This is a genomic window from Pseudomonas frederiksbergensis, from assembly GCF_001952935.1.
Lineage (GTDB): Bacteria > Pseudomonadota > Gammaproteobacteria > Pseudomonadales > Pseudomonadaceae > Aquipseudomonas > Aquipseudomonas frederiksbergensis.
Map to the genome: position 1 here is coordinate 1,775,370 of NZ_CP018319.1, position 22,386 is coordinate 1,797,755.

Below are 22,386 nucleotides of genomic sequence, written 5' to 3' on the forward strand. Positions count from 1 at the left end.
AACAACTATTTGCAGCGGCTTTATGTCGCGCTTTGAGAGCTTGTGAATATTGTTTTCCACAATTTCCGGAAAGCACACAGAGACACCTGTGGGAGTGAGCCTGCTCGCGATAGCGATAGGTCAGTCGACGTTGAAGTGACTGATCCACCGCTATCGCGAGCAGGCTCACTCCCACATTGATTTGTGATGTTTTGAAGGTGTAAAAAAGCCCCGGCGATTGCGCGCCGGGGCTTGGTGCTACAACAGCGAACTCAGTGCCCGCCGAGATAGGCGTTGCGCACTTCCTCGTTAACCAGCAGCTCCTTGCCGGTGCCCGTGAGGCGGATCTCGCCGTTAACCATCACGTACGCCCGATCGGACAGTTTGAGGGCGTGGTTGGCGTTCTGCTCCACCAGGAAGATGGTCATGCCGGTTTTCGCCAGCTCCCGCAGGGTCGCGAAGATCTGTTTCACCACAATCGGCGCCAGACCCAGGCTCGGCTCGTCAAGCAACAGCAGTTTCGGCCGGCTCATCAACGCTCGTGCGATGGCGAGCATTTGCTGCTCGCCGCCGGACATGGTCATCGCCCGCTGATTGCGCCGCTCTTCGAGTCGCGGAAACAACTCGAACATCCGTTGCATGTCTTCCTTGGCGTACTTGTCACCGATAGGAATGGTGCCCATTTGCAGGTTTTCCTCGACAGTCATGTCAGGGAACACCCGCCGGCCTTCCGGCGATTGAGCGATGCCGTTGGAGGCGATGTAGTGGGACGACTTGTGGGTGATATCCACACCCTGATAGATGATCTGCCCGTCCGCCGCCCGTGGCTGACCGAAAATCGACATCAGCAGCGTCGACTTGCCGGCGCCGTTGGAGCCGATCAGGCTGACGGTTTCTCCTTCATTTATGTGCAGCGAGACATTCTTCAGGGCCTGGATCGGCCCGTAAAACACATCCAGATCCTTCAGTTCGAGGATGGGTTGGCTCATAGCACCACTTCCTCTTCATCGGCGCCCAGGTAGGCCGCAATCACTTTCGGATCGTTACGAATCGCATCAGGTCCGCCCTCGGCGATGACGATGCCGTGGTCCAGCACCACGATGTGGTCGGAAATGCTCATTACCATGCCCATGTCGTGTTCGATCAGCACCACGGTCAGATCGTGCTCGTCGCGCAGCAGCCGGATCATCGCGCTCAGCGCTTCGGTTTCCTGAGGGTTGAGGCCGGCGGCCGGTTCGTCGAGGCAGATGATCTGCGGCCGGGTGCACATGGCCCGGGCGATTTCCAGACGACGTTGTTGACCGTAGGACAGCTCACCGGCCAGACGGTTGGCGCAGTCCACCAGGTCCACCACTTCCAGCCAGTAGAACGCATGGTCCAGCGCATCGCTTTCGGCCTTGCGGTAGCCCTTGGTGTTGAGGATCCCGGCCAGCAGGTTGCGGTTGACCCACATGTGCTGGGCGACCAGCAGGTTTTCCAGCACCGACATTTCCTTGAACAGGCGAATGTTCTGGAACGTCCGCGCCAGGCCGGCCCGGTTCACCAGGTGGGTGCCGCCGAACATCTTGTAGAACATCCGGCTGGCGAAGGATTTCGGCGAAACGAAATCGACCGGTTTGAACGATTCACCCAGCAGCTTGATGACGTTGGTCTGCTCGCCGCGGATGTTGAGTTCGATCTTGCCGCCCGAGGCCTTGTAGAACCCGGTCAGGCAGTTGAACACGGTGGTCTTGCCAGCGCCGTTGGGGCCGATCAGGGCGAAGATCGAGTTGCGCTTGACCTTCAGGCTGACATCGTTCAACGCCTTGATGCCGCCGAAGTGCATCATCAGCTTCTCGACCGAGAGTACGACTTCGCTCATGGCGCTACTCCTTTACGCGGGGTCACACCGGTACGGCTGATCCGAATCAGGCCGCGCGGTCGCCAGATCATCATCAACACCATCAGGATGCCGAACAGCAGCACGCGATATTCAGCAAACCCCCGCAGCAGTTCCGGGGCGACGGTCAGCACGAAGGCCGCAATCACCACACCGATGGTCGAGCCCATCCCGCCGAGTACCACAATGGCAAGGATCAATGCCGATTCGAAGAAGGTGAACGAGGTCGGGTTGACGAAACCTTGATAGGTGGCGAAGAACACGCCAGCCAGACCGGCCGTCGAGGCACCGATGGTGAACGCCGAAAGCTTGACCAGTACGTGGTTCAGGCCCATGGAGCGGCAAGCGATTTCGTCTTCACGCAAGGCTTCCCAGGCGCGACCAACCGGCATGCGAGTCAAGCGGTGCTTGATGTGCAACACGGCCAAGACCACCAGGAACAACACCGCGTAGATGAAGTAATACTTCACGTCCGGGTTGTAGGCGATGCCAAAGAACTCATGGAACGGCACCCCGCCCTCTTTCGCCCTCTTGCCGAACTCGATGCCGAAGAAGGTTGGCAATGGAGCGGCCATGCCATTCGGGCCGCCGGTCAGGGACAGCCAGTTATTGAGGATCAAGCGGATGATTTCACCGAAGCCCAGAGTCACGATCGCCAGGTAGTCACCGTGCAGGCGCAGCACCGGAAAACCGAGGATGCAACCGGCAAGGCCCGCGGTGATCGCCGCCAGCGGCAGCACCGTCCAGAAGCCCAGACCGAGGTATTGGTAACCGAGCGCCAGGCCGTAGGCACCGATGGCGTAGAACGCCACGTAACCCAGGTCGAGCAGACCGGCCAGGCCGACCACGATGTTCAGCCCCAGGCCCAGCAGTACGTAAATCAGCCCGAGGATGACCACGCCCAGCAGGTAGGAGTTGGAGAAGAACGGGAACACCACGGCAATGACGATCACCAGAGGGATGATCCAGCGCAACCGGGTTTTGTAATCAGGCGGCAGTACATGAACCCCGGAGCCGGTGCTTTCAAAGCCTTCGAGAATTCTCAGGCCCTTGGGAGTTTGCAGGAACAGGCTCAAGGCAAAGCGGCCGGCCATGACGATGGCGACGATCCATGCCACCCGGGTCGTTTCCAGATTGAAGCCGTAGCCGTCGAGGACCACGCCGACAATCGGGCCGAACACAATCAGGGCGACAAGTCCGGCAAGAATCGCGTCAACCAGGCTTCTTTTGAGATCAATGGTTTTTTTAGTGGTTGAAGACATCGCTTACACCTTCGACACAAGAGGACGGCCGAGCAGGCCTTGGGGCCGAAAGACCAGAACGAGAACGAGCAGCGAGAAGCTGAAAACGTCTTTGTAGTCCGAGTTCACCAGACCAGAGAACAGCGATTCGGAAATCCCCAGAATGATCCCGCCGAGCATGGCGCCAGGTAATGAGCCGATCCCGCCGAGTACCGCGGCAGTGAACGCTTTGATCCCGATGATGAAGCCCGCGTAGAAGTCGAATGTGCCGTAGTTCATGGTGATCAGCACGCCGGCCAGGGCCGCCATCGCTGCACCGATGATGAACACGTAGGAAATCACCCGATCGGTGTTGATCCCCAGAATCGAGGCCATCTTGCGATCTTGCTGGGTGGCGCGGCACATGCGGCCGAGCTTGGTGTACTTGATGACATAGGTCAGCAGGGCCATCCCGGCAAACGCTGCGACCAGAATGAAGATCTTGGTGTAGGTCAACTGCACAAAACCTGTACCGACCTCGACGCGCCAGGCCCCCGTGAGCAAGGTAGGAACCCCTTGTTGCTTCGCGCCCTGGGCGATCTGTGCATAGTTTTGCAGGATCAGCGAAATACCGATGGCGCTGATCAGCGGTGCCAGTCGGGTGGAGTTACGCAGGGGTTTATAGGCCACCCGTTCGATGACCCAGCCATACACCGCCGTGACGATGATGGTGAAGATCAGTGTGCCAAGCATCAGCAGTGGGAAGGATTCAATACCGAAGTATGCCAGCAGAGCCAGACTGATCGCCGCGAGGTAAGCAGAGATCATGTAAACCTCGCCGTGGGCGAAGTTGATCATGCCGATGATGCCATAGACCATTGTGTAGCCGATGGCGATCAGGCCATAGACCGACCCGAGGGTCAGGCCGTTGACCAGTTGCTGCAGGAAAATACCATCCATAACGCAATCTCACGCATTTGAGAGACTGCACAGAAGCCGGATGCGACGGACCGGGGTTCAGCCACCGGCGCAACACGGTTGTGTGCAGCTCTACGAGAAAAGACAGGTACTGCACGGACATGTTGATTGACGGCTCGGCGCAAAAGGGGCCGAGCCATCAGCAGTTCATATCACTTCTGTTTTTCCAGTTGGTGGTATTTGCCGTCCTTGTCCCACTGGTAAACCACGTAGTCGGAGACTTTCAGGTCGCCCTTGGCGTCCCAGGTCTTCTCGCCCATCACGGTTTTGACCGGGTTCTTCTTCAGCCACGCGGCAGCCTCTTCGCCCTTGTTGGACTTGGCGCCATTGAAAGCAGCGGCCAGGGTCTGAACCGAAGCGTAGGCGTACAGGGTGTAGCCTTCAGGCTCGGTGCCTTTCTTGCGGAACTCGTCCACAACGGTCTTGCTGTCTGGCAGCAGTCGTGGGTCGGCGCCGAAAGTCATCAGCACGCCGTCGACGAATTGCGGACCGCCAGCAGTGGTCACCAGTTCATCGGTCACGATGCCATCATCGGACATGAACTTGACGTCTTTGAGGCCTTGTTCACGAAGTTGACGAACCAGAGGACCGGCTTCCGGGTGCAGACCACCGAAGTAGACGACGTCGGCACCAGCGCCGCGGATTTTGGTCACGATGGTGCTGAAGTCTTTTTCACCACGGGTCAGGCCTTCGTACAGCACCGGCTTCACGCCGCGTTTTTCCAGCTGGGCCTTGGTAGCGTCCGCCAGGCCTTGGCCGTAGGTGTCCTTGTCATGCAGGACAACGACTTTTTTGCCCTTGAGCACATCGACGATGTAATCACCGGCCACGATGCCTTGCTGGTCGTCACGCCCGCACATACGGAACATGGCGCTCAGGCCACGCTCGGTAACGGCCGGGTTGGTGGAACCTGGAGTGATCGCGATGATGCCCGCTTCGTCGTAGATCTCCGAAGCCGGGATGGTCGAGGAGGAGCAGAAGTGACCGACTACCCCAGCGACTTTCTGGTTGGTCAGGTCCTTGGCGACCGTCACAGCCTGTTTCGGTTCGCAGGCGTCATCGCCTTTGACCAGTACGATTTTTTCCCCGTTTACGCCGCCCGCTGCGTTGACCGCATCGGCCGCAGCCTGTGCACCCTTCATGTACTGCTCGCCAAATGCCGCGTTGGCGCCTGTCATCGGTCCCGCCACACCGATTTTCACATCAGCCTGTGCAAACGCAGAAACACCCAACGCAGTTGCCACTGCGAGGGCCAAAAAGCCTTTTTTGTAAAACGTCTGGGACATGAGGTGGTGCTCCAAGGGTTTTTTTTAGTTGGCACTGCGACTTCCTGAATGCTCAGAGCAAGGGCCGTGCCATCGGTTTTTTATTCTGAAAAAAGTCGCTGCTTTATTGTTATTTCGACTGTTTCGATCCCATTTTCATTGGGCGTGCAACCGTCTAAACCGCGGAAGGTGAAACCATTTATTTTTAAAGGCGCAACCCGAGCGCGCCATCATTGCAACCGCGGCGCCAAACGACGTGCAACCAGCCTGTAACAACGTGCGTCACCGAAGTGCACACTGCTGGTGCGGAACTGCTACAACCCGCACCTTTTACAGGCTAGCCGCTGCGCGAAAAAGCGCCGCTTTCAGCAACAAATTTCAACAATCAAATAACGATCCGCAAGCACTGGCCTGCGTGATACAGCGAGAATCCGGCCTCGTACAGGCAGCTGCGCAATCCCACGCCCGCCAATGGCTGCATGGGCGCGAAGGGAATCGGCAGCGCCTGAGGATTTCCGTTACACAGATAATCGGCAAAGGCTTTGCCGACGACAGTGCCAGTCGTGACGCCCCGGCCGTTGTAACCGGTGACTGCCACTAAACCGGGCGCCGGCTCGAACAAACGCATCAAATGATCGGGGGTAAAGGCAATGCAACCGGTCCAGGTGCACTCCCATTCCACCGGTTTGAGGTAAGGGAAATAGTGCTGCTGAACCCGATCGGCCCAGGCTTTGAGAAACCAGGTTGGTTTCTGATTGCCATTACCGAGACTGCCGAGCAGCAGACGACCGTCCTTGTCGCGACGAACACTGCTGAGAACCTGGCGGGTGTCCCAGGAACCCTGGCCACCGGGGAGAATTTGCTGCGCCGCCTCTTCGGTCAGTGGGACCGAGGCCACTTGATAGTAATAGCCGGGGAAGAAGTTACGCCGCAATTCCGTCCAGTCACCTTCGGTGTAGGCGTTGGAGGCAATCACGACTTGCTCGGCAAGCACCGAACCCTGAGCGGTTTGTACCGACCAGCGCTGGCCCTGGCGTTCGAGCCGGGTTACCGGGGAATGATCGAACAACTGACCGCCCAGACCGATGGCCGCTTTGGCCAGCCCCGTCGTGTAAGCCATTGGGTTGATCGTGCCGGCTCGACGATCGAGCAGCGCAGCGGCGATCTTTTTGGTCCCCGTTGCTTGTTCGCAGGCTTGACCGGTCAGCAGTTCCACCGGCGCGCCGCGACGTTTCCATTGTTCTTCACGACTGCGCAAGTCCGCTTCGCCACGGGCGTTGTGCGCCATGTGCAGCGTGCCTTCGCGACGCAGTTGGCAATCGATGTTGTACTTGTCCACAAGGCTGAACACCAGGGACGGTGCCGCACCGAGCATGCGATTGAGCTGACTGCCGACCGCTTCGCCAAATCCGGCTTCGATCTCGTCCGGTGGAATCCACATCCCGGCGTTGACCAGCCCGACGTTGCGCCCCGATCCGCCATGACCGGCGCGATGGGCTTCCAGCACACAGACGCTTTTGCCTTTTTCCAGCAGATGCACCGCCGCCGACAGACCGGTAAAACCGGCGCCGATGACGCAGACATCCACCGTCACCTCCCCCTTGAGCGCCGCGTTGTCAGGCCTTTGCGGCGTCAGCTTTTCCCACAGACACTCTTCGCGTAACGGCATTGCCAGACTCCGAAAATGAAACCTAACCAACCCGATCGTTCCCACGCTCTGCGTGGGAACGATCAACAACAAAAAGCTCCACGGTCCATCAGTCGAAGGTAATGCCCTGAGCCAACGGCAACTCCAGCGAGTAGTTCACGGTGTTGGTCTGACGGCGCATGTAGCCGCGCCATGCATCGGAACCGGACTCACGACCACCGCCCGTTTCTTTCTCACCGCCAAACGCCCCGCCGATTTCCGCGCCGCTCGGGCCGATGTTGACGTTGGCGATGCCGCAGTCGCTGCCCACCGCCGACATGAACTGTTCGGCTTCACGCACGTCAGTGGTGAAGATGCACGACGAAAGGCCTTGTGGCACGGCGTTGTTCAGGCGCAGCGCTTCGTCGAAATCCTTGTAACCGACCACGTACAGAATCGGCGCGAAGGTTTCGTTGCAGACCACGTCGCTCTGCTCCGGCATTTCAACGATGGCCGGCGAGACGTAATAAGCGTTGGGGAATTTGTCTTCCAGCTGGCGCTTGCCGCCGAACACCCGGCCGCCTTCGCTCAAGGCCTGCTCAAGCGCGTCCTGCATGTTTTCGAAGCTGTGTTTGTCGATCAGCGGACCGATCAGATTGCCTTCCAGTGGATTGCCGATACGCACTTTGGAGTACGCGGCTTTCAGGCGGGTGACGATTTCTTCTTTCACCGATTCATGGGCAATCAGGCGACGCAACGTGGTGCAACGCTGACCGGCAGTGCCGACGGCGCTGAACAGGATGGCTCGTACGGCCATGTCCAGGTCGGCGCTTGGGCCGAGGATCATCGCGTTGTTGCCGCCCAGTTCCAAAATGCTGCGAGCGAAACGTGCGGCGATTTTCGGCGCCACTTCACGCCCCATGCGGGTGCTGCCGGTGGCGCTGATCAGCGCGACACGCGGGTCATCGACCAGGGCTTCGCCAGCATCGCGACCGCCGATGATGACCTGACTCAGGTGCGGCGGCGCGTCGCTGAAATTCTTCAATACACGGTCGAACAGTGCCTGGCAGGCCAGTGCGGTCAGTGGAGTTTTCTCCGATGGCTTCCAGATCACCGGGTTACCGCAAACCAGCGCCAGCGCGGTGTTCCAGGCCCAGACCGCAACCGGGAAGTTGAACGCGCTGATCACGCCAACGACGCCCAGCGGGTGCCAGGTTTCGCGCATGTGGTGGCCCGGACGCTCGGAAGCGATGGTCAAACCGTACAGCTGACGGGACAGGCCGACGGCGAAATCGCAGATGTCGATCATTTCCTGAACTTCACCCAGGCCTTCCTGAGTGATCTTGCCGGCTTCCCAGGACACCAGCTCGCCGAGGTCGGCCTTGTATTCGCGCAGGATATCGCCCAGTTGGCGAACCAGTTCGCCACGGCGCGGCGCCGGGACCTTGCGCCACAATTCGAACGCATGATCTGCACGACTGATGTGCTGCTCGACTTCAGCGGCGCCTTCCCAGTTCACGGCGGCGATCCGGCTGCCATCGATCGGCGAATGCACCGGCACTTTGCCGTTCTGGTACAGGGCCGGGTTCACACCAAGACGATCAAGCAATGCGGCAACCATGGGTCACTCCTCAAGCGAAAAACAGAAAACGTGCAGCCGGATTGATTCGGCTGGTGAGGCCTGTAGTTTTAGCGCTCCCGACGTTACCCAACAAACGACCTTTAAGAGAGATATCATTCCGTTTATTCATGCTGCGAATTGCTGGTAAGAAAGAAACAAGAAAAAGGACAACCAATGCTGAATAAACGCTACTTGCCGTCGATCACCGCGCTGCAGTGTTTTGAGGCCGTAACCCGGCATTTGAGCTTCACCCGGGCGGCTGAAGAGCTGAACCTGACCCAGAGCGCTGTCAGCAAACAGGTCGCGCAACTCGAAGAATTGCTGCAGCACCTGCTGTTCCGCCGGGTGCGCCGACGCCTACAAATGACTCCGGCCGGTGACTTGTACCTGGTGGAGGTCAGAAAAATCCTCACGCAAGTCGAGATGTCGACCCACTACCTTCGCTCCTACGGCGGTGAAACCGAAGTCCTGCGCGTTTCGACGCCTCCGACCTTCGGCGCGCGCTGGCTAGTGCCACGCTTGAAAGGCTGGCGCCTGCGCCATCCGTCGATCCATCTGGACCTGTGCAGCGAACAGGAAGCTGATGATCTGTTGCAAGGTCGCAGCGACCTGGCGTTTTATTTCGGCCAGGGCTCACGGCCCGGCACTGAATGCCTGAAGCTGTTCGGCGAAGAACTGGTGCCGGTCTGCGCACCGGGCAGCCTGCCGGACACGCCGTTCACCGACCCGACGCAACTCACCGACCTGGTCCTGCTGCAAAACGCCTCCCGGCCCCAGGCCTGGCATGACTGGTTCGACAGTCAGGGCTACCACACCGAACACAGCTACCACGGCCCGCGTTTCGAAACCTTTTATATGTGCATCCGCGCCGCCCAGGTCGGCTGCGGCGTGGCGCTGTTGCCGCGGTTTCTGGTGGAAGAGGAATTGGCCGACGGCAAACTGGTCATACCCTGGCAGCACGCGATGCCCAGCACCGACGCCTATTACCTGGCGTATCCGGAGCATTCGGCGGAAGTGCCGAAGGTGCGCGATTTTGTGAAGTGGATGCTGGAGCAGATCGACAGCCCGGAGATGCCGCAACATTAAGTCCGCATGCGATACCTGTGGCGAGGGAGCTTGCTCCCGTTGAGTCGCGGAGCGGCCCTAAAATCGACGACTGCTGCGCAGCCGAGCGGGAGCAAGCTCCCTCGCCACAAAGGCTAGCTCCCACAAAGATTTCCAGCGCCTAAAAAAACGCTGGCAATACCTGCCGTTGATATGCGCCACTAGCCCCATTCATTGAAACAGCTGCAACGTCGCTGCCACAGGCCGCGGCCAGCCTGGAGAACCCCGTTATGAGCGAGAGCGTGTTTGGCGATCGCATCGTGCAGAACCTGCTCGACACCGACTTCTACAAACTGACGATGATGCAGGCGGTGCTGCACAACTACCCGAACGTGGAAGTCGAATGGGAGTTTCGTTGCCGTAACAGTGAAGATTTGCGCCCGTACCTGGCGGAAATCCGCTTCCAGATCGAGCGCCTCGCTGAGTTGAGCCTGAGCGCCGACCAGTTGAGTTTCATGGAGCGCATCAGCTTCATGAAGCCGGATTTCCTGCGCTTTCTCGGGTTGTTCCGCTTCAATCTGCGCTACGTCCATACCGGTATTGAAAACGGCGAGCTGTTCATCCGCCTGCGCGGGCCATGGCTGCACGTGATTCTGTTTGAAGTGCCGCTGCTGTCCATCGTTAGCGAGGTGCGCAACCGCTATCGCTACCGTGAAGTCGTCCTGGAACAGGCGCGGGAGCAGCTCTACCGCAAGTTCGACTGGCTCACCACCAACGCCAGCGTGGAGGAATTGTCCGAATTGCAGGTAGCCGATTTCGGCACTCGTCGTCGCTTCTCGTACCGCGTGCAGGAAGAAGTGGTGAACGTGCTCAAGCACGATTTCCCCGGGCGTTTTGTCGGCACCAGCAACGTGCACCTTTCACGGGAGCTGGACATGAAACCGTTGGGCACCATGGCCCACGAATGGATCATGGCCCACCAACAACTCGGCCCGCGGCTGATCGACAGTCAGATTGCTGCCCTTGATTGCTGGGTCCGCGAGTACCGTGGCCTTTTAGGGATCGCCCTCACCGACTGCATCACCACGGATGCCTTTCTCAGCGATTTCGACCTGTACTTCGCCAAGCTGTTTGACGGCCTGCGCCATGATTCCGGTGATCCAGTGCTCTGGGCAGAAAAGGCCATCGCGCACTATCACAAGCTGGGCATCGACCCGATGAGCAAGACGCTGGTGTTCTCCGATAGCCTGACGCTGCCCAAATCCCTGGAGATTTTTCGGGCGTTGCGCGGTCGGATCAATGTCAGCTTCGGTATCGGCACCAACCTGACGTGCGATATTCCGGGTGTCGAACCGATGAGCATCGTGCTTAAAATGGCCGCCTGCAACGGCCAGCCCGTGGCAAAGATTTCCGATGAGCCTGGCAAGACTCACTGCAAAGACCCGAATTTCGTCGCCTATTTGCGACACGTTTTCAAAGTACCTGCTGCCATTTCCAGCACATCAAGCAAGGAGTGAATTCATGCAAGCCGAACAGCGTGAGATTGCTGAACAGCTCAAGGTCCAGCCGCCGTTCGCTGACCAGGCCACCCTCGAGGCTGAAGTCGCCCGGCGGATAACCTTCATCCAGGATTGCCTGGTCAATTCCGGGCTCAAGACCCTGGTGCTCGGCATCAGCGGCGGCGTCGATTCCCTGACCGCCGGCCTGCTGGCCCAGCGTGCCATGCGCGAACTTCGCGAGCGCAGCGGTGACGACAGCTACAAGTTCATCGCCGTGCGCCTGCCGTACGAAACCCAGTTCGACGAACACGACGCACAGGCCTCGGTGGATTTCATCGCCCCGGACGAGCGCCACACCGTGAACATCGGTCCGGCGGTCAAATCCCTGGCCAGTGAAGTCGCAGCCTTCGAAGGCAAGCACGCAGTCTCGGTGGATTTCGTGCTCGGCAACACCAAGGCGCGGATGCGCATGGTCGCCCAGTACACCATCGCCGGCGCAGCCCACGGCCTGGTGATCGGCACCGACCACGCGGCGGAAGCGGTGATGGGTTTCTTCACCAAGTTCGGTGATGGCGCCTGCGATCTGGCACCGCTGAGCGGACTGGTGAAAAACCAGGTCCGGGACATCGCCCGCAGCTTTGGCGCGCCGGAATCGCTGGTGGATAAAATCCCGACGGCGGACCTTGAAGACTTGTCGCCCGGCAAGCCGGATGAAGCGTCCCACGGCGTGACCTATGCCGAGATCGACGCGTTTTTGCACGGTCAGCCAGTGCGTGAGGAAGCGTTCAAGATCATCTGCGACACCTACAAAAAGACTCATCACAAGCGAGTGATGCCGTTTGCGCCTTAAGTGAGGCGGCGCCTGGACGGACGTCTTCGCGAGCAGGCTCGCTCCCACAAGGACTGCGCAGTACCTGTGGGAGCGAGCCTGCTCCGGGCGGCGTTCCGACGAAGAACGATGATGCGGTCCAGCGTCAGGCAAAAAAAAAGCGTCCGGTGGACGCTTTTTTTAGGCGTTCGATTCGCTTACTTCAGGACAACAGTGCCTTTCATCATCGAGATGTGGCCAGGGAACGAGCAGAAGAAGCCGTACTTCTCGGCAGCATCGAGCTTCGACACGTCGAAGGTCACCGAGTCGGTTTCCTTGGCGCCGATGATTTTGGTGTGGGCGATGATGCGCGCGTCACCTTCCGGCAGGTAGTTCTTTTCGATGCCTGCTGCCAGGCCCGCGGTGGCGATCGGCTGCATGTCAGCTTCTTTACTCAGCACCCAGTTATGGCCCATGACGTTTTTCGGCAGGTTGCCGGAGTGTTTCAGCTCCACGGTGAACGTCTTGCAGCTCTTGTCGATGCTGATTTCCTTGGTATCGAAGGACATCTGGTCAGTCGAGTCGACAGTGACCTTGCACTCGGCAGCCATCAATTGGCTGCTGGCCAGTGTCAGCAGGGATACTGCAACAAGTTTGGCAAACATGGTGAATCTCCAAGGCAGGGTTAATAAAAGTGCGAGTGGACAGAAGACTGCCTGAAAACTTCGCAAGTTCCTATGACCTGAATCAAAAATTGTATACAACTTTCGGGCTATGACACCTATCGAAACAATCTACCAGCCAGACGTCTGGGGCGGCCCTATCATCAGCTCGTCCTCACCCATCTGGAGCGTCAGTCATGTCCCTTAACAGCCTCTTGCGCAGTTTGCTCGCCGCCTACGCCTATGGCGCCAGCGGAACCTGTGAAACACCTGAAAGCGAAGTGTAGACCTTGGAACGTCGTGTGCCTGCCTTTACTCTGTGGCCATCCTGACCATGGAGTAAGGCATGTCTTTAGCGTCCGTTTGTGTATTTTGCGGTGCCAGCACTGGCACCAACCCGGCTTATCGTGAAGCGGCTGTCGCCTTGGGGCGAGCATTGGCCGAGCGTAAGCTGACCCTGATTTATGGCGGCGGCGCGGTCGGGCTGATGGGCATCGTCGCCGATGCTGCGCTGGCGGCCGGCGGTGAAGTGATCGGGATCATCCCGCAAAGCCTCAAGGACAAGGAAATCGGCCACAGCGGCCTGACTCGTCTGGAAGTGGTCGACGGCATGCACGCACGCAAGGCGCGGATGGCCGAACTCAGTGACGCCTTTATCGCCCTGCCCGGCGGCCTGGGCACGCTGGAAGAACTGTTCGAAGTCTGGACCTGGGGCCAGCTCGGCTACCACGGAAAACCACTGGGGCTGCTGGAAGTGAACGGTTTCTATAGCAAATTGACGTCTTTTCTCGATCATATCGTCGGCGAAGGCTTCGTTCGCGAACCGCACCGTGACATGCTGCAAGTGAGCGAATCGCCGCAAACCCTGCTTGATGAACTCGATGCCTGGCAGCCGACAGTAGTGCCAAAGTGGATCGAGCAAAAACCCAGCTAACGGCTGGGCATCGATACAGGGCAGAATACGCGCCGCTCAACATCACCTTCGACCCCAGAGGATCGCCCATGGCTAAACCCAATTATTCCTTCGCCAAACGTCAGAGAGACTTGGCCAAGGAGCAGAAGAAAGAGGAAAAGCTTCAGCGCAAGAAAGCTACAGCTGAAGAAGAAGCCGCCGCACTGAACCCGGATGCAGAAGGTGAAGTGGCCGCAGAAGACGCTGTTGAAACACCGAAAGATCAGGCGCCCGACGCCTGAGACCCTCAGGGCCCGATGATCTGATCAGGCCCACCGGATCTGTGTCCAGGGTCAGCAGTTCCTTTGCTGACCCTCACAGTCCCATCTGAAATGCCCCACCCAGAAATCACCGCACATTCCCTCTGTGGGAGCGGGCTTGCTCGCGAAAGCGGCGGCACATCCAACATCTATGTGAATGACAGACCGCTTTCGCGAGCAAGCCCGCTCCCACATTGGATCTCTATTACTCCAGTGGCATTACGGTGACGCGGACTTCCGGATCATGGTTGCCGCCACCCAGAATCACCCCACGCAACGGCGATACATCGGAAAAATCCCGGCCCCAGGCCAAGGTGATGTGTTCCAGCGCTGGCTGCACGTTGTTGGTCGGGTCGAAATCCACCCAACCGAGCACCGGGCAAAACACTGAAACCCAAGCATGTGACGCATCGGCGCCGATCAGTCGCGGCTGGCCCGGTGGTGGCTGGGTCAGCAGGTAGCCACTGATGTACCGCGCCGCCAACCCACGGGAGCGTACACAGGCGAGCATCAGGTGAGCGAAGTCCTGACAAACACCGCGCCGGCGCTCCAGCACTTCTACCAGCGGCGTCGCCACTTGGGTCGCCTCGGCATCGAAGGTGAACTCGCTGAAGATCTTCTCCATCAGCGCCTGAACACCCAACAGTAGCGGCCGACCCGGTGGAAAACAGCTTTCGGAAAACTCGACGAAGTTGCGTTTCAAATGCACGTAGGGCGATTCGAACCGGTAACGACACGCTTCCAGCAATTGGGGGGAAAGCGGCTGACTGCTGTAGGTCAACGCGTTGCGGGTTTCTTCCCACGCGGGGGATTGATTGAAATCCAGCGCGGGCCGGGCCAGCACTTCGACGGTGAGCCGGGCATTGACCAGCAATTCATCATGCGGCCGTTCGAACGCCAATCGGGTCAGCGGATTACCGAACACATCCAGTTCATCGCGGCGGCTCGTCGGGTCGGGACTGATCTGCAGTTGCTGCTCGGTGCAGCGCTGCCAGGCACACGCCCGCGGCCACAGGTGCGCAAGCTGCTGGGCCAGAGAGACCGGGCTGTCATAGTGATAATGGGTGTCGTGGAGAATCTGGTAATGGGCGCTCATCAGACGGACACCGTACGCTGGCTGACGTCATCGACGTGGGCGAAATGGCGCAACGCCAGACGATCCGACACTTGTCCGCTGGCGTCGGCGATCTCTTGTAACAGGTCGGCCAGCCCCTCGATGGCTGCCCGCACGCTGGCTTCGCCGAACAGCGAGTTCTCCAGGCATCCCAGATCGAACTGTGCCAGTCGTTCCACCAACTGCGGCAACCCCACTTCGCGAGGCACGCCGAAGTCGTCATTCAAGCGTTTCAAGGTACGAGTCACCAGTTTCAACTGAAACAGCACGGCATGAGGGTTCTGCTCGTCGAGCAGCAACAGGTCAAGCACCGGGATCAGTTGCGCCACCGCCAGATACCGCGAACGGTAGGTGATGCTGCTGTTGCCCAGCTCCAGCAGCCACTCCAGTCCGGCCTGATCGTAAGCACCGGCACCGCGCAGAAATGCCGCCAGGCTGGCGCTGAGAAATTGCAGGCGTTCGATCCGGCGGCCGATCATCAGGAAGCGCCAGCCTTCGTCCCGGGTCATGTCGTCGAGGGCAAAACCGGATAACGCCGCCAGGGACATCACCAAACGGTTGAGGAAATCCAGCAACTCGCCGAAATCCGGCGCTTCGGCTTCCAGCTCCAGGGCCTCGCGCTGCAGCTCCACCAGCGCTTGCCAGTTTTCCCGTGAGAGCTTGCCGCGAACCTGCGAGGCCGCCCACTGCAAACGCTGCAGGTTGGAGCGCAGGCTGAACGACCAGTCATCGCCGAGCAATGCCGCCAGCAAACGCTCCGGCAACTCGCCTTCATCGGGCAACAACATCAACCGTTCGCCCAGATCGACCGCCGCCTCAAGGGCTTGAGGGTCATCGCCATCGACATACCGCGCCAGCATGATTCGCAGCAGCCGCGCGCTGTCATCACAGCGTTCGCAATAACGGCCGAACCAGAACAGGTTTTCCACAACCCGGGAAGGCAGATACGGATCCCGTCGCACCAAATCGTGTACGCCGATTGTGCGCTGGGTTTTCCATTGCTCACCGCTCGGCGGGCGATCGCCCAACACCCAGGTGTCCTTGCTCGCGCCACCGCGTTGCATCGACACCACTTCGGCGTCAGCCTCGGCGGCAACCCGGGTAAGGCCGCCGGGCAAAACCCGATAGCCCTCACGGCTGGCCACTGCGTACACGCGCATGCCAATGGCTCGAGGTTGCAGATGACCGTCTTCAGCCTGCCAGATCGGCGCTTGAGAGAGCTGAGCCAATTCTTGCGCGACATAGGCGTAAGGCCGGGCCTGCATGCGCTCAGCCAGCTCCTGACGCTGTTTTTCACTCAAATCGCGGCCAAAAACCGGAGTAAAGCTCTGCGACGGAAAAGCCGGTTTGATCAACAACTCCGGCAATTTTTCCAGGGCCTGGGCCAGCACCGGCGCTTCACCGCACCACCAGGTGGCGATGGAGGGCAGGATCAATTCTTCGCCGAACAGGAATTGATTGATCCTCGGCAGAAAGCCCAACAACCCCGGCGACTCCAGCACACCGCTGCCGAGGGCGTTGGCCACCAGCACCCGCCCGCGGCGTACCGCTTCCAGCAATCCCGGCACGCCAAGGGCCGAGTCAGTGCGCAGCTCCAGCGGATCGCAGAAGTCATCGTCGAGTCGCCGCATGATCGCGTGAACCCGGCGCAATCCGCTCAAGGTTTTCAGGTAGACCGTGGCATCCCGGACGGTCAGGTCGCCGCCCTCTACCAGCGGATAACCGAGCTGGCGCGCCAGATAGAGGTGCTCGAAATAGCTTTCGTTGAAACGTCCCGGCGTCAGCAGCACGATCAGCGGCGCTTCGTCATCACTGGGCGCCTGACGGGCCAGGGTTTCCTGAAGCGTGCGAAAGAACCCGGCCAGGTGCTGCACTTTCAGGTCGCGGTACAGCTCGGGAAAGGCCCGGGACACGATGGTGCGGTTTTCCAGCGCATAACCGGCACCGGATGGCGCTTGCGTCCGATCCGCCGTGACCCACCAGCGGCCGTCAGGCGTACGCGCCAGATCCACGGCGTACAGATGCAGAAAAGCCCCGTCGGGGGGCGTAATGCCCTGACAGGGCCAGAGGAAATTGTTGTGACCGAAGACCAGTTCAGCAGGCAGCAGACCCTCAGCGATCAGTCGTTGCGGGCCGTACAAATCTGCCAGCACAGCATTGAGCAAGCGTGCCCGCTGGGCGATTCCGGCCGATAACTGTTGCCATTCATCAGCCGCAATCACGTGCGGCAGCAGATCGAGTTCCCAAGGTCGATCCGCCCCCTTGGGATCGGCGTAGACGTTATAGGTCACGCCGTTTTCCTGGATCTGCCGAGTCAGCAGCGCCTGACGCTGCACCAATTGTGTTGGCGTGCTGCGCTGCAATTGATCGAACAACCGGCGCCAATGCGGGCGCACCGCGCCGCTGTCGTCGAGCAGTTCGTGATAAGTGCCCGCCGTCAGCGGGTAGCGGTCAAGCAGGTCAGGCATGGAAAGCTCGGCAGACAGCTAGGAACGGTCAGACTAACGCAGGCTCATGACGCCCGGATATACGAAAAATCCGAGCGTCGCGTACGGTTTAGAAACGTCGTAAATCGAGAGTCATCGGTAGCTCGTCGTTAATTTCCATATTGGGTATAGGAAGTTTCCCCGGCGTATGTCCGATGCGGAAAAAACGCGCCATTCGACGGCTCTCCGCCTCATTGGCGTTCACCGGCAAGCTGTCGTAGTTGCGCCCGCCCGGATGGGCAACGTGGTACTGACAACCACCCAGCGAGCGCTGCATCCAGGTGTCGAGCAGGTCGAACACCAACGGCGCATGGACCGGGATAGTCGGTTGCAGGCAGTTGGCCGGTTGCCAGGCGCGAAAACGCACCCCAGCGACAAACTCGCCGACCCGCCCGGTGGGTTGCAATGGCACCGGAATGCCATTGCAGGTCAGCACGTAACGCTGTGGTGGCAGGCCCGTGAGCTTGACCTGCAAGCGTTCCAGCGACGAATCCACATAACGCACCGTGCCGCCGACCGCGCCCTCTTCGCCCAGCACATGCCAGGGCTCCAGCGCTTGACGTAATTCCAGTTCGATCCCGCTGACCGCGTAATCGCCGACCTTGGGAAAACGAAACTCAAGATGCGCCGCAAACCACTCGGCGCGCACCGGATAACCGGCGGCATTGAGGTCGACGATGACGTCGGCGAAATCCTGTTCGATAAAGTGGGGCAACAGGAATCGATCGTGCAGCTCCGTGCCCCAGCGTGCCAGTTTCGGCGGTGCATAAGGTTCGCGCCAGAATCGAGCCACCAGCGCCCGCAGCAACAACTGTTGTGCCAGGCTCATGCGCGCATGGGGCGGCATCTCAAAGGCGCGTAATTCGAGCAACCCCAGGCGTCCCGTCGCGCCATCCGGTGAATAAAGCTTGTCGATGCAGAACTCGGCGCGGTGTGTGTTGCCGGTCACGTCGATCAGCAGGTTGCGCAGCAGCCGATCCACCCGCCACGGCGCGCACTCCTCACCCGGCTCAGGCATCTGGGCAAAGGCGATTTCCAATTCATACAGCGCATCATTACGCGCTTCATCAACCCGTGGTGCCTGGGACGTCGGGCCGATGAATAATCCGGAAAACAGGTAGGACAAGGACGGGTGGTTATGCCAGTAGCTGATCAGGCTGCGCAGCAGATCGGGGCGGCGTAGAAACGGTGAGTCAGCCGGTGTCGCGCCACCCAGTACGAAATGGTTACCGCCGCCGGTGCCGGTGTGCCGGCCGTCGATCATGAATTTCTCGGTGGTCAGTCGGGTCTGGCGCGCTTCTTCGTACAGAAATTCGGTGCGCTCGACCAGTTCATCCCATGTGGCGGACGGCTGCACGTTGACCTCGATCACACCCGGATCGGGGGTGATCCGGAAGTTGCTCAGGCGCGGATCGCTCGGCGGTTCATAGCCTTCCAGCAACACCGGGCAATGCAATTCCTCGGCGGTGGCTTCGATGGCGCTGACCAGTTCCAGATAATCCTCGACCCGCTCCAGCGGCGGCATGAACAGGTACAACCGGCCTTCTCGCGCCTCCGCGCAGAACGCGGTGCGGGTCAGCCAATCGGCGGATTCGTCGATCTTTGGCGTGCGTTCATCAGCCACCGCAGGCTCGCCTTGGCGCTGAAGTTGCGCAGTGTCGGGCAGTGCAGGGAAATCCTGATTCGGGTCCACAGGATGAATGAACGGGTATTCCGCCGCTTTCACCCAAGGCTGCGAGCCGAGCGGCAAGCGATAGCCCAGCGGCGAATCCCCCGGCACCAGTCGGCAATGCTCATCGCGCAGATACCAGCGGCCGCTTTGCCACTGATCACCCTTGGCGGTGCGCGCCAGCGGCAGGACCTGGCCGATGACCTTGTCCAGGCCCTGGCTGAAGACTTTGCGCAGGCGCGCCCGCTCCAGCGGCTCTTCCAGACGCGAGTCTTCGGCGCTGACGTTCTGCGGCAAAGTGCCTTCGCGCCAGAGGTAATAGAAATTGTCTTCGTAGGCTGGAAACACAAAACGTGTCGGAATTTTCAGACGCTCAGCGACACTCGCCAGAAAACGCCCGGCCAACTCGCCATCGGCACCGTAGCCTTGCTGCTCATCGGCAATCAGCGCGCTGTTGCGCCAGATCGGTACATTGTCGCGGCGCCAGTAGCAGTTCAGCGACCAGCGCGGCAATTGCTCGCCGGGGTACCACTTGCCCTGGCCGAAATGCACCAGACCATTGGGCGCGTAGTGCTTGCGCATGCGCTGGAACAGTTCGGCGGACAGACGCCGCTTGTCTGGCCCCAGTGCCGCCGTGTTCCACTCGGCGCCGTCTGGATCGTCGATGGAAACAAACGTCGGTTCGCCGCCCATGGTCAGGCGTACGTCACCTTCCAGCAGGTCTGCATCGATCTGCCGTCCCAACGCCTGGATCGCCAGCCACTGGTCTTCGGTGTAGGGCTTTGTTACCCGTGGTGCTTCCCAAATCCGTTCCACCGACATTTCGTGAGTGAATTCGCACTCGCACGGTTCAACCAAGCCACTGATTGGTGCCGCAGAGCCCGGATCGGGACTACAGGCCAACGGAATGTGTCCTTCCCCGGCAAACAGCCCTGACGTCGCGTCCAGGCCGATCCAGCCAGCACCGGGCAAATAGACTTCACACCAGGCATGCAGGTCGGTGAAGTCCACGTCAGTGCCCGACGGGCCGTCGAGGCTTTTGACGTCGGCGGTCAGTTGAATCAGGTAGCCGGAGACGAAACGCGCCGCCAGGCCGAGGTTGCGCAACAGCTGCACCAGCAACCACGCCGAGTCGCGGCAGGAACCAGAGGCATGTTCGAGGGTATGTTCGGGCGTTTGCACGCCCGGCTCCATGCGGATCAGGTAGCCAATGTCCTCGCTCAAGCGCTGATTAAGTGCGACCAGAAAATCCACACTGGGCAGCGGCGTTCGGTCGATGCCATCCAGATACGCCTTGAATTTCGGCGTCAGGGGCAAGGTTTCCAGATACGGCGCCAGCTCCTTGCGCTCATCCGCGGCGTAGGCAAAAGGAATCTTTTCCGCGTAGGGCTCGAGGAAGAAGTCGAACGGATTGAAGACTGCCATCTCCGCCAGCAGATCGACTTCAATGCGCAGCTCTTGGGTTTTCTCCGGGAACACCAACCGCGCTAGGTAATTGCCCTGGGGGTCCTGCTGCCAGTTAATGAAGTGCTGCTCGGGAGAGACTTTCAGCGCATAGGACAATATCCGCGTGCGGCTGTGGGCAGCCGGGCGCAAGCGAACGATCTGCGGACCGAGTTCGACGGCGCGGTCGTATCGGTAATGCGTGACGTGATGCAATGCGACATGAATCGACACGGCGTGCCTCCTGCGAGCCTGGACGTTATCGAAAGCGGCGCAAGACTTATGCCAGAGCGGCGGTCATTGCGCTTTATCAACAGACCCGGTGCAGTACAGCACCAAAACGGCGCCGCAGCTGCGGTTATAGTGCGAGGGCTGCACATATTTGTGGCGCACGTGTGAGGCGCGGGTGCTGAATCTATCCAACTAACGGGCTTTGTGCTTTGCAATAAAAGCTTGGCGCAAGTGACGTACTTCAAGCAGCTTCTGGCGCATCTCGCGGTGACGTTTGCTGTTGAGCAGCAATAGCGCCAGCAGTGGGAACAGCAACGTCACAGCATAAACCAGGGGATGCACCTCATATGCAATGGTAGGCAATACCCCAAGAAAACAAAGGGCCAGGAGCACAACCAGAGGCCGCACCCATTGCGGGCGACCGCGCGCGACCATGAAATGGCAGTGCACGACGATGAGGGTCAGCGCGATCCCCCCGAAAAAAGAGTACTTGGCGTTGTCAGCCAACGGAAGGTTTCGAAAATAGCTTTCGAAAAACAAAGGCACCGCAAAGACCAGGGTAAAAATTGACGCGAATATTGCCCCAATGAAGACCGGGAAATACTTCGATAGAAAATGGCGAATGCTGGGCAGCTCATTCATTGCTCAGCCTCTTCGTACAGGCCTACGGCAATGGTGCGGACATTCCCCGAAATTGCACTGCCGGTAAAACCGATAGCGGCGCCCAAGGCGTCTTTTATCTGAGTGACCGTTGCATGCTTGACCTCGGTGGGTGTGAAACGCTTGGGCAATTCACCCGACAACTGCTTCAACTTGATCATCTTCGACGTCAAACGCGGGTCGTTGATGCTCAATAGTTCTTTGGTCAGTTTGGCGCGTTCCTGTCGATTCAGCCCCCTGAGCACTTCCCTGACACTTTTCCCGGTCGTGGCCTTATTCAGCCTGACCAGTTTGAGTGTTGTCAGCGCGGATGCGCCTACCCCGACCAAGGACGCAGCATCCAGCGCAATCATGGTGTACTGGTACCACTCTTCGCTGTCGAGCTCATCGTTACGGGCAGGGTTGACGATCTCATTGCGGGTCCGATAGCCGCTGGCAAAACACTGCACTGAGCTGGCAGCCGCAGCGGTATAACCGAGCGCAGCGACCACCGTACTTGCCCCTGCCGAAAACGGAATAGCCACTGAACCACTGAGCACTACGATCCAGCCGATCACTGCACCCACGCACGATAAGCTGGTGTTGACTGCCTCACCCACCAGGCGCGATTCACGCGGATTGTCCCGCACCTGCTGGGCGAATTGAGCAGGCGCAATGTACTTCTGCGCCTCGCGCAAAATGATTCGCTTGGGCCTGATACTACAAATCGGCTTGAACTCGCGCAGGGTCACTACGTTGAATTCGGCATCGATGTACACCACGCCCGCGCCAACGATTCCGGGGTCGGCGTCGATGGCGGCGAACAGGCGTGGCAGGTTGATCTGGCTTTCGATGCGTTGGCGGGCCATGAACTGGGAGGGGCTGTAGTCCATGCCGATACCCGGTAAGGGGTTGCTCATGTGAATCGTCCTTGAAGATCGCGGGTTAAATCTTTAATGCCTGTGCAGGCGACTTCCGTCTTCCACAGGGTTGGCGTTGCACGGGAAATC

At 59.5% G+C, this 22,386-nt stretch carries 18 protein-coding genes; 5 read left to right on the forward strand and 13 right to left on the reverse strand.

Translation table 11 applies throughout. The features are described from left to right. Positions 1-251 precede the first annotated feature (251 nt). The 7 genes from PFAS1_RS08375 to amaB form a co-directional block, all read right to left on the reverse strand. The gene (locus PFAS1_RS08375; RefSeq protein ID WP_074873278.1) at positions 252-968 is read right to left on the reverse strand and encodes an ABC transporter ATP-binding protein; all 717 of its coding nucleotides are present in this window, start codon (positions 966-968) and stop codon (positions 252-254) included. Then, positions 965-1,840, reverse strand: a complete 876-nt coding sequence (locus PFAS1_RS08380; protein ID WP_074873276.1) for an ATP-binding cassette domain-containing protein — start codon at positions 1,838-1,840, stop codon at positions 965-967. Before PFAS1_RS08380 ends, PFAS1_RS08375 begins: the two co-directional genes overlap by 4 nt. Further along, entirely contained in the window at positions 1,837-3,120 is a 1,284-nt protein-coding gene (gene livM, locus PFAS1_RS08385) for a high-affinity branched-chain amino acid ABC transporter permease LivM (RefSeq protein WP_076028844.1), read from the reverse strand. The genes PFAS1_RS08380 and livM overlap by 4 nt, the downstream gene beginning before the upstream one ends. A gap of 3 nt (positions 3,121-3,123) precedes the next feature. Next, a complete protein-coding gene (locus tag PFAS1_RS08390) occupies positions 3,124-4,038 on the reverse strand; it encodes an ABC transporter permease subunit (RefSeq protein WP_076028845.1) in 915 nt (304 codons plus the stop codon). 170 nt (positions 4,039-4,208) lie between these two features. Further along, positions 4,209-5,342 carry an ABC transporter substrate-binding protein gene (locus PFAS1_RS08395; protein ID WP_074873270.1) on the reverse strand — a complete coding sequence of 378 codons (1,134 nt, stop codon included), beginning with the start codon at positions 5,340-5,342 and terminating at the stop codon, positions 4,209-4,211. Positions 5,343-5,706: 364 nt separating this feature from the next. Then, positions 5,707-6,990 (reverse strand): L-pipecolate oxidase, encoded by a 1,284-nt coding sequence (gene amaA / locus PFAS1_RS08400; RefSeq protein ID WP_008153371.1) that lies wholly within the window; start codon positions 6,988-6,990, stop codon positions 5,707-5,709. An 88-nt stretch (positions 6,991-7,078) separates the two neighbouring features. Beyond that, positions 7,079-8,569 (reverse strand): L-piperidine-6-carboxylate dehydrogenase, encoded by a 1,491-nt coding sequence (gene amaB, locus PFAS1_RS08405; RefSeq protein WP_076028846.1) that lies wholly within the window; start codon positions 8,567-8,569, stop codon positions 7,079-7,081. A 174-nt stretch (positions 8,570-8,743) separates the two neighbouring features. On the opposite strand from amaB, the gene PFAS1_RS08410 reads away from it, so the two are divergent. The 3 genes from PFAS1_RS08410 to nadE all read left to right on the forward strand — a co-directional run bounded on the left by PFAS1_RS08410 (position 8,744) and on the right by nadE (position 11,962). After that, positions 8,744-9,655, forward strand: a complete 912-nt coding sequence (locus PFAS1_RS08410) for a LysR family transcriptional regulator (protein WP_076028847.1) — start codon at positions 8,744-8,746, stop codon at positions 9,653-9,655. 248 nt (positions 9,656-9,903) lie between these two features. Further along, entirely contained in the window at positions 9,904-11,130 is a 1,227-nt protein-coding gene (gene pncB, locus PFAS1_RS08415) for a nicotinate phosphoribosyltransferase (protein ID WP_074873257.1), read from the forward strand. A gap of 4 nt (positions 11,131-11,134) precedes the next feature. Further along, entirely contained in the window at positions 11,135-11,962 is an 828-nt protein-coding gene (gene nadE, locus PFAS1_RS08420) for an ammonia-dependent NAD(+) synthetase (protein ID WP_076028848.1), read from the forward strand. 176 nt (positions 11,963-12,138) lie between these two features. Here nadE and azu read toward each other — a convergent pair whose 3' ends face one another. Then, on the reverse strand, positions 12,139-12,585 hold the full coding sequence (azu, locus tag PFAS1_RS08425) for an azurin (protein ID WP_046054918.1): 447 nt from the start codon (positions 12,583-12,585) through the stop codon (positions 12,139-12,141). Positions 12,586-12,928: 343 nt separating this feature from the next. Between azu and PFAS1_RS08430 the strand changes: the two genes are divergently transcribed. Further along, entirely contained in the window at positions 12,929-13,516 is a 588-nt protein-coding gene (locus PFAS1_RS08430) for an LOG family protein (protein WP_074873251.1), read from the forward strand. A 68-nt stretch (positions 13,517-13,584) separates the two neighbouring features. Continuing rightward, positions 13,585-13,776 carry a hypothetical protein gene (locus tag PFAS1_RS08435; protein ID WP_074873247.1) on the forward strand — a complete coding sequence of 64 codons (192 nt, stop codon included), beginning with the start codon at positions 13,585-13,587 and terminating at the stop codon, positions 13,774-13,776. A 223-nt stretch (positions 13,777-13,999) separates the two neighbouring features. On the opposite strand, the gene PFAS1_RS08440 is transcribed toward PFAS1_RS08435, so the two are convergent. The 5 genes from PFAS1_RS08440 to PFAS1_RS08460 all read right to left on the reverse strand — a co-directional run bounded on the left by PFAS1_RS08440 (position 14,000) and on the right by PFAS1_RS08460 (position 22,296). Beyond that, complete coding sequence (locus PFAS1_RS08440) at positions 14,000-14,890, reverse strand: transglutaminase family protein (protein WP_076028849.1); 891 nt, start codon at positions 14,888-14,890, stop codon at positions 14,000-14,002. Continuing rightward, the gene (locus tag PFAS1_RS08445; protein WP_076028850.1) at positions 14,890-17,376 is read right to left on the reverse strand and encodes a circularly permuted type 2 ATP-grasp protein; all 2,487 of its coding nucleotides are present in this window, start codon (positions 17,374-17,376) and stop codon (positions 14,890-14,892) included. Before PFAS1_RS08445 ends, PFAS1_RS08440 begins: the two co-directional genes overlap by 1 nt. A gap of 88 nt (positions 17,377-17,464) precedes the next feature. Then, positions 17,465-20,740, reverse strand: coding sequence for a transglutaminase family protein (locus tag PFAS1_RS08450; protein WP_076028851.1), 3,276 nt, complete (start codon positions 20,738-20,740; stop codon positions 17,465-17,467). Positions 20,741-20,929: 189 nt separating this feature from the next. Further along, entirely contained in the window at positions 20,930-21,379 is a 450-nt protein-coding gene (locus PFAS1_RS08455; RefSeq protein ID WP_076028852.1) for a hypothetical protein, read from the reverse strand. Continuing rightward, complete coding sequence (locus PFAS1_RS08460) at positions 21,376-22,296, reverse strand: NAD synthetase (RefSeq protein WP_076028853.1); 921 nt, start codon at positions 22,294-22,296, stop codon at positions 21,376-21,378. Before PFAS1_RS08460 ends, PFAS1_RS08455 begins: the two co-directional genes overlap by 4 nt. Positions 22,297-22,386: the final 90 nt, after the last annotated feature.

Bases quoted from the DNA above. Each gene is read 5' to 3' on its own strand.
- PFAS1_RS08375 (WP_074873278.1), bottom strand. From the start codon at position 968: ATGAGCCAACCCATCCTCGAACTGAAGGATCTGGATGTGTTTTACGGG.
- PFAS1_RS08380 (WP_074873276.1), bottom strand. From the start codon at position 1,840: ATGAGCGAAGTCGTACTCTCGGTCGAGAAGCTGATGATGCACTTCGGC.
- livM (WP_076028844.1), bottom strand. From the start codon at position 3,120: ATGTCTTCAACCACTAAAAAAACCATTGATCTCAAAAGAAGCCTGGTT.
- PFAS1_RS08390 (WP_076028845.1), bottom strand. From the start codon at position 4,038: ATGGATGGTATTTTCCTGCAGCAACTGGTCAACGGCCTGACCCTCGGG.
- PFAS1_RS08395 (WP_074873270.1), bottom strand. From the start codon at position 5,342: ATGTCCCAGACGTTTTACAAAAAAGGCTTTTTGGCCCTCGCAGTGGCA.
- amaA (WP_008153371.1), bottom strand. From the start codon at position 6,990: ATGCCGTTACGCGAAGAGTGTCTGTGGGAAAAGCTGACGCCGCAAAGG.
- amaB (WP_076028846.1), bottom strand. From the start codon at position 8,569: ATGGTTGCCGCATTGCTTGATCGTCTTGGTGTGAACCCGGCCCTGTAC.
- PFAS1_RS08410 (WP_076028847.1), top strand. From the start codon at position 8,744: ATGCTGAATAAACGCTACTTGCCGTCGATCACCGCGCTGCAGTGTTTT.
- pncB (WP_074873257.1), top strand. From the start codon at position 9,904: ATGAGCGAGAGCGTGTTTGGCGATCGCATCGTGCAGAACCTGCTCGAC.
- nadE (WP_076028848.1), top strand. From the start codon at position 11,135: ATGCAAGCCGAACAGCGTGAGATTGCTGAACAGCTCAAGGTCCAGCCG.
- azu (WP_046054918.1), bottom strand. From the start codon at position 12,585: ATGTTTGCCAAACTTGTTGCAGTATCCCTGCTGACACTGGCCAGCAGC.
- PFAS1_RS08430 (WP_074873251.1), top strand. From the start codon at position 12,929: ATGTCTTTAGCGTCCGTTTGTGTATTTTGCGGTGCCAGCACTGGCACC.
- PFAS1_RS08435 (WP_074873247.1), top strand. From the start codon at position 13,585: ATGGCTAAACCCAATTATTCCTTCGCCAAACGTCAGAGAGACTTGGCC.
- PFAS1_RS08440 (WP_076028849.1), bottom strand. From the start codon at position 14,890: ATGAGCGCCCATTACCAGATTCTCCACGACACCCATTATCACTATGAC.
- PFAS1_RS08445 (WP_076028850.1), bottom strand. From the start codon at position 17,376: ATGCCTGACCTGCTTGACCGCTACCCGCTGACGGCGGGCACTTATCAC.
- PFAS1_RS08455 (WP_076028852.1), bottom strand. From the start codon at position 21,379: ATGAATGAGCTGCCCAGCATTCGCCATTTTCTATCGAAGTATTTCCCG.
- PFAS1_RS08460 (WP_076028853.1), bottom strand. From the start codon at position 22,296: ATGAGCAACCCCTTACCGGGTATCGGCATGGACTACAGCCCCTCCCAG.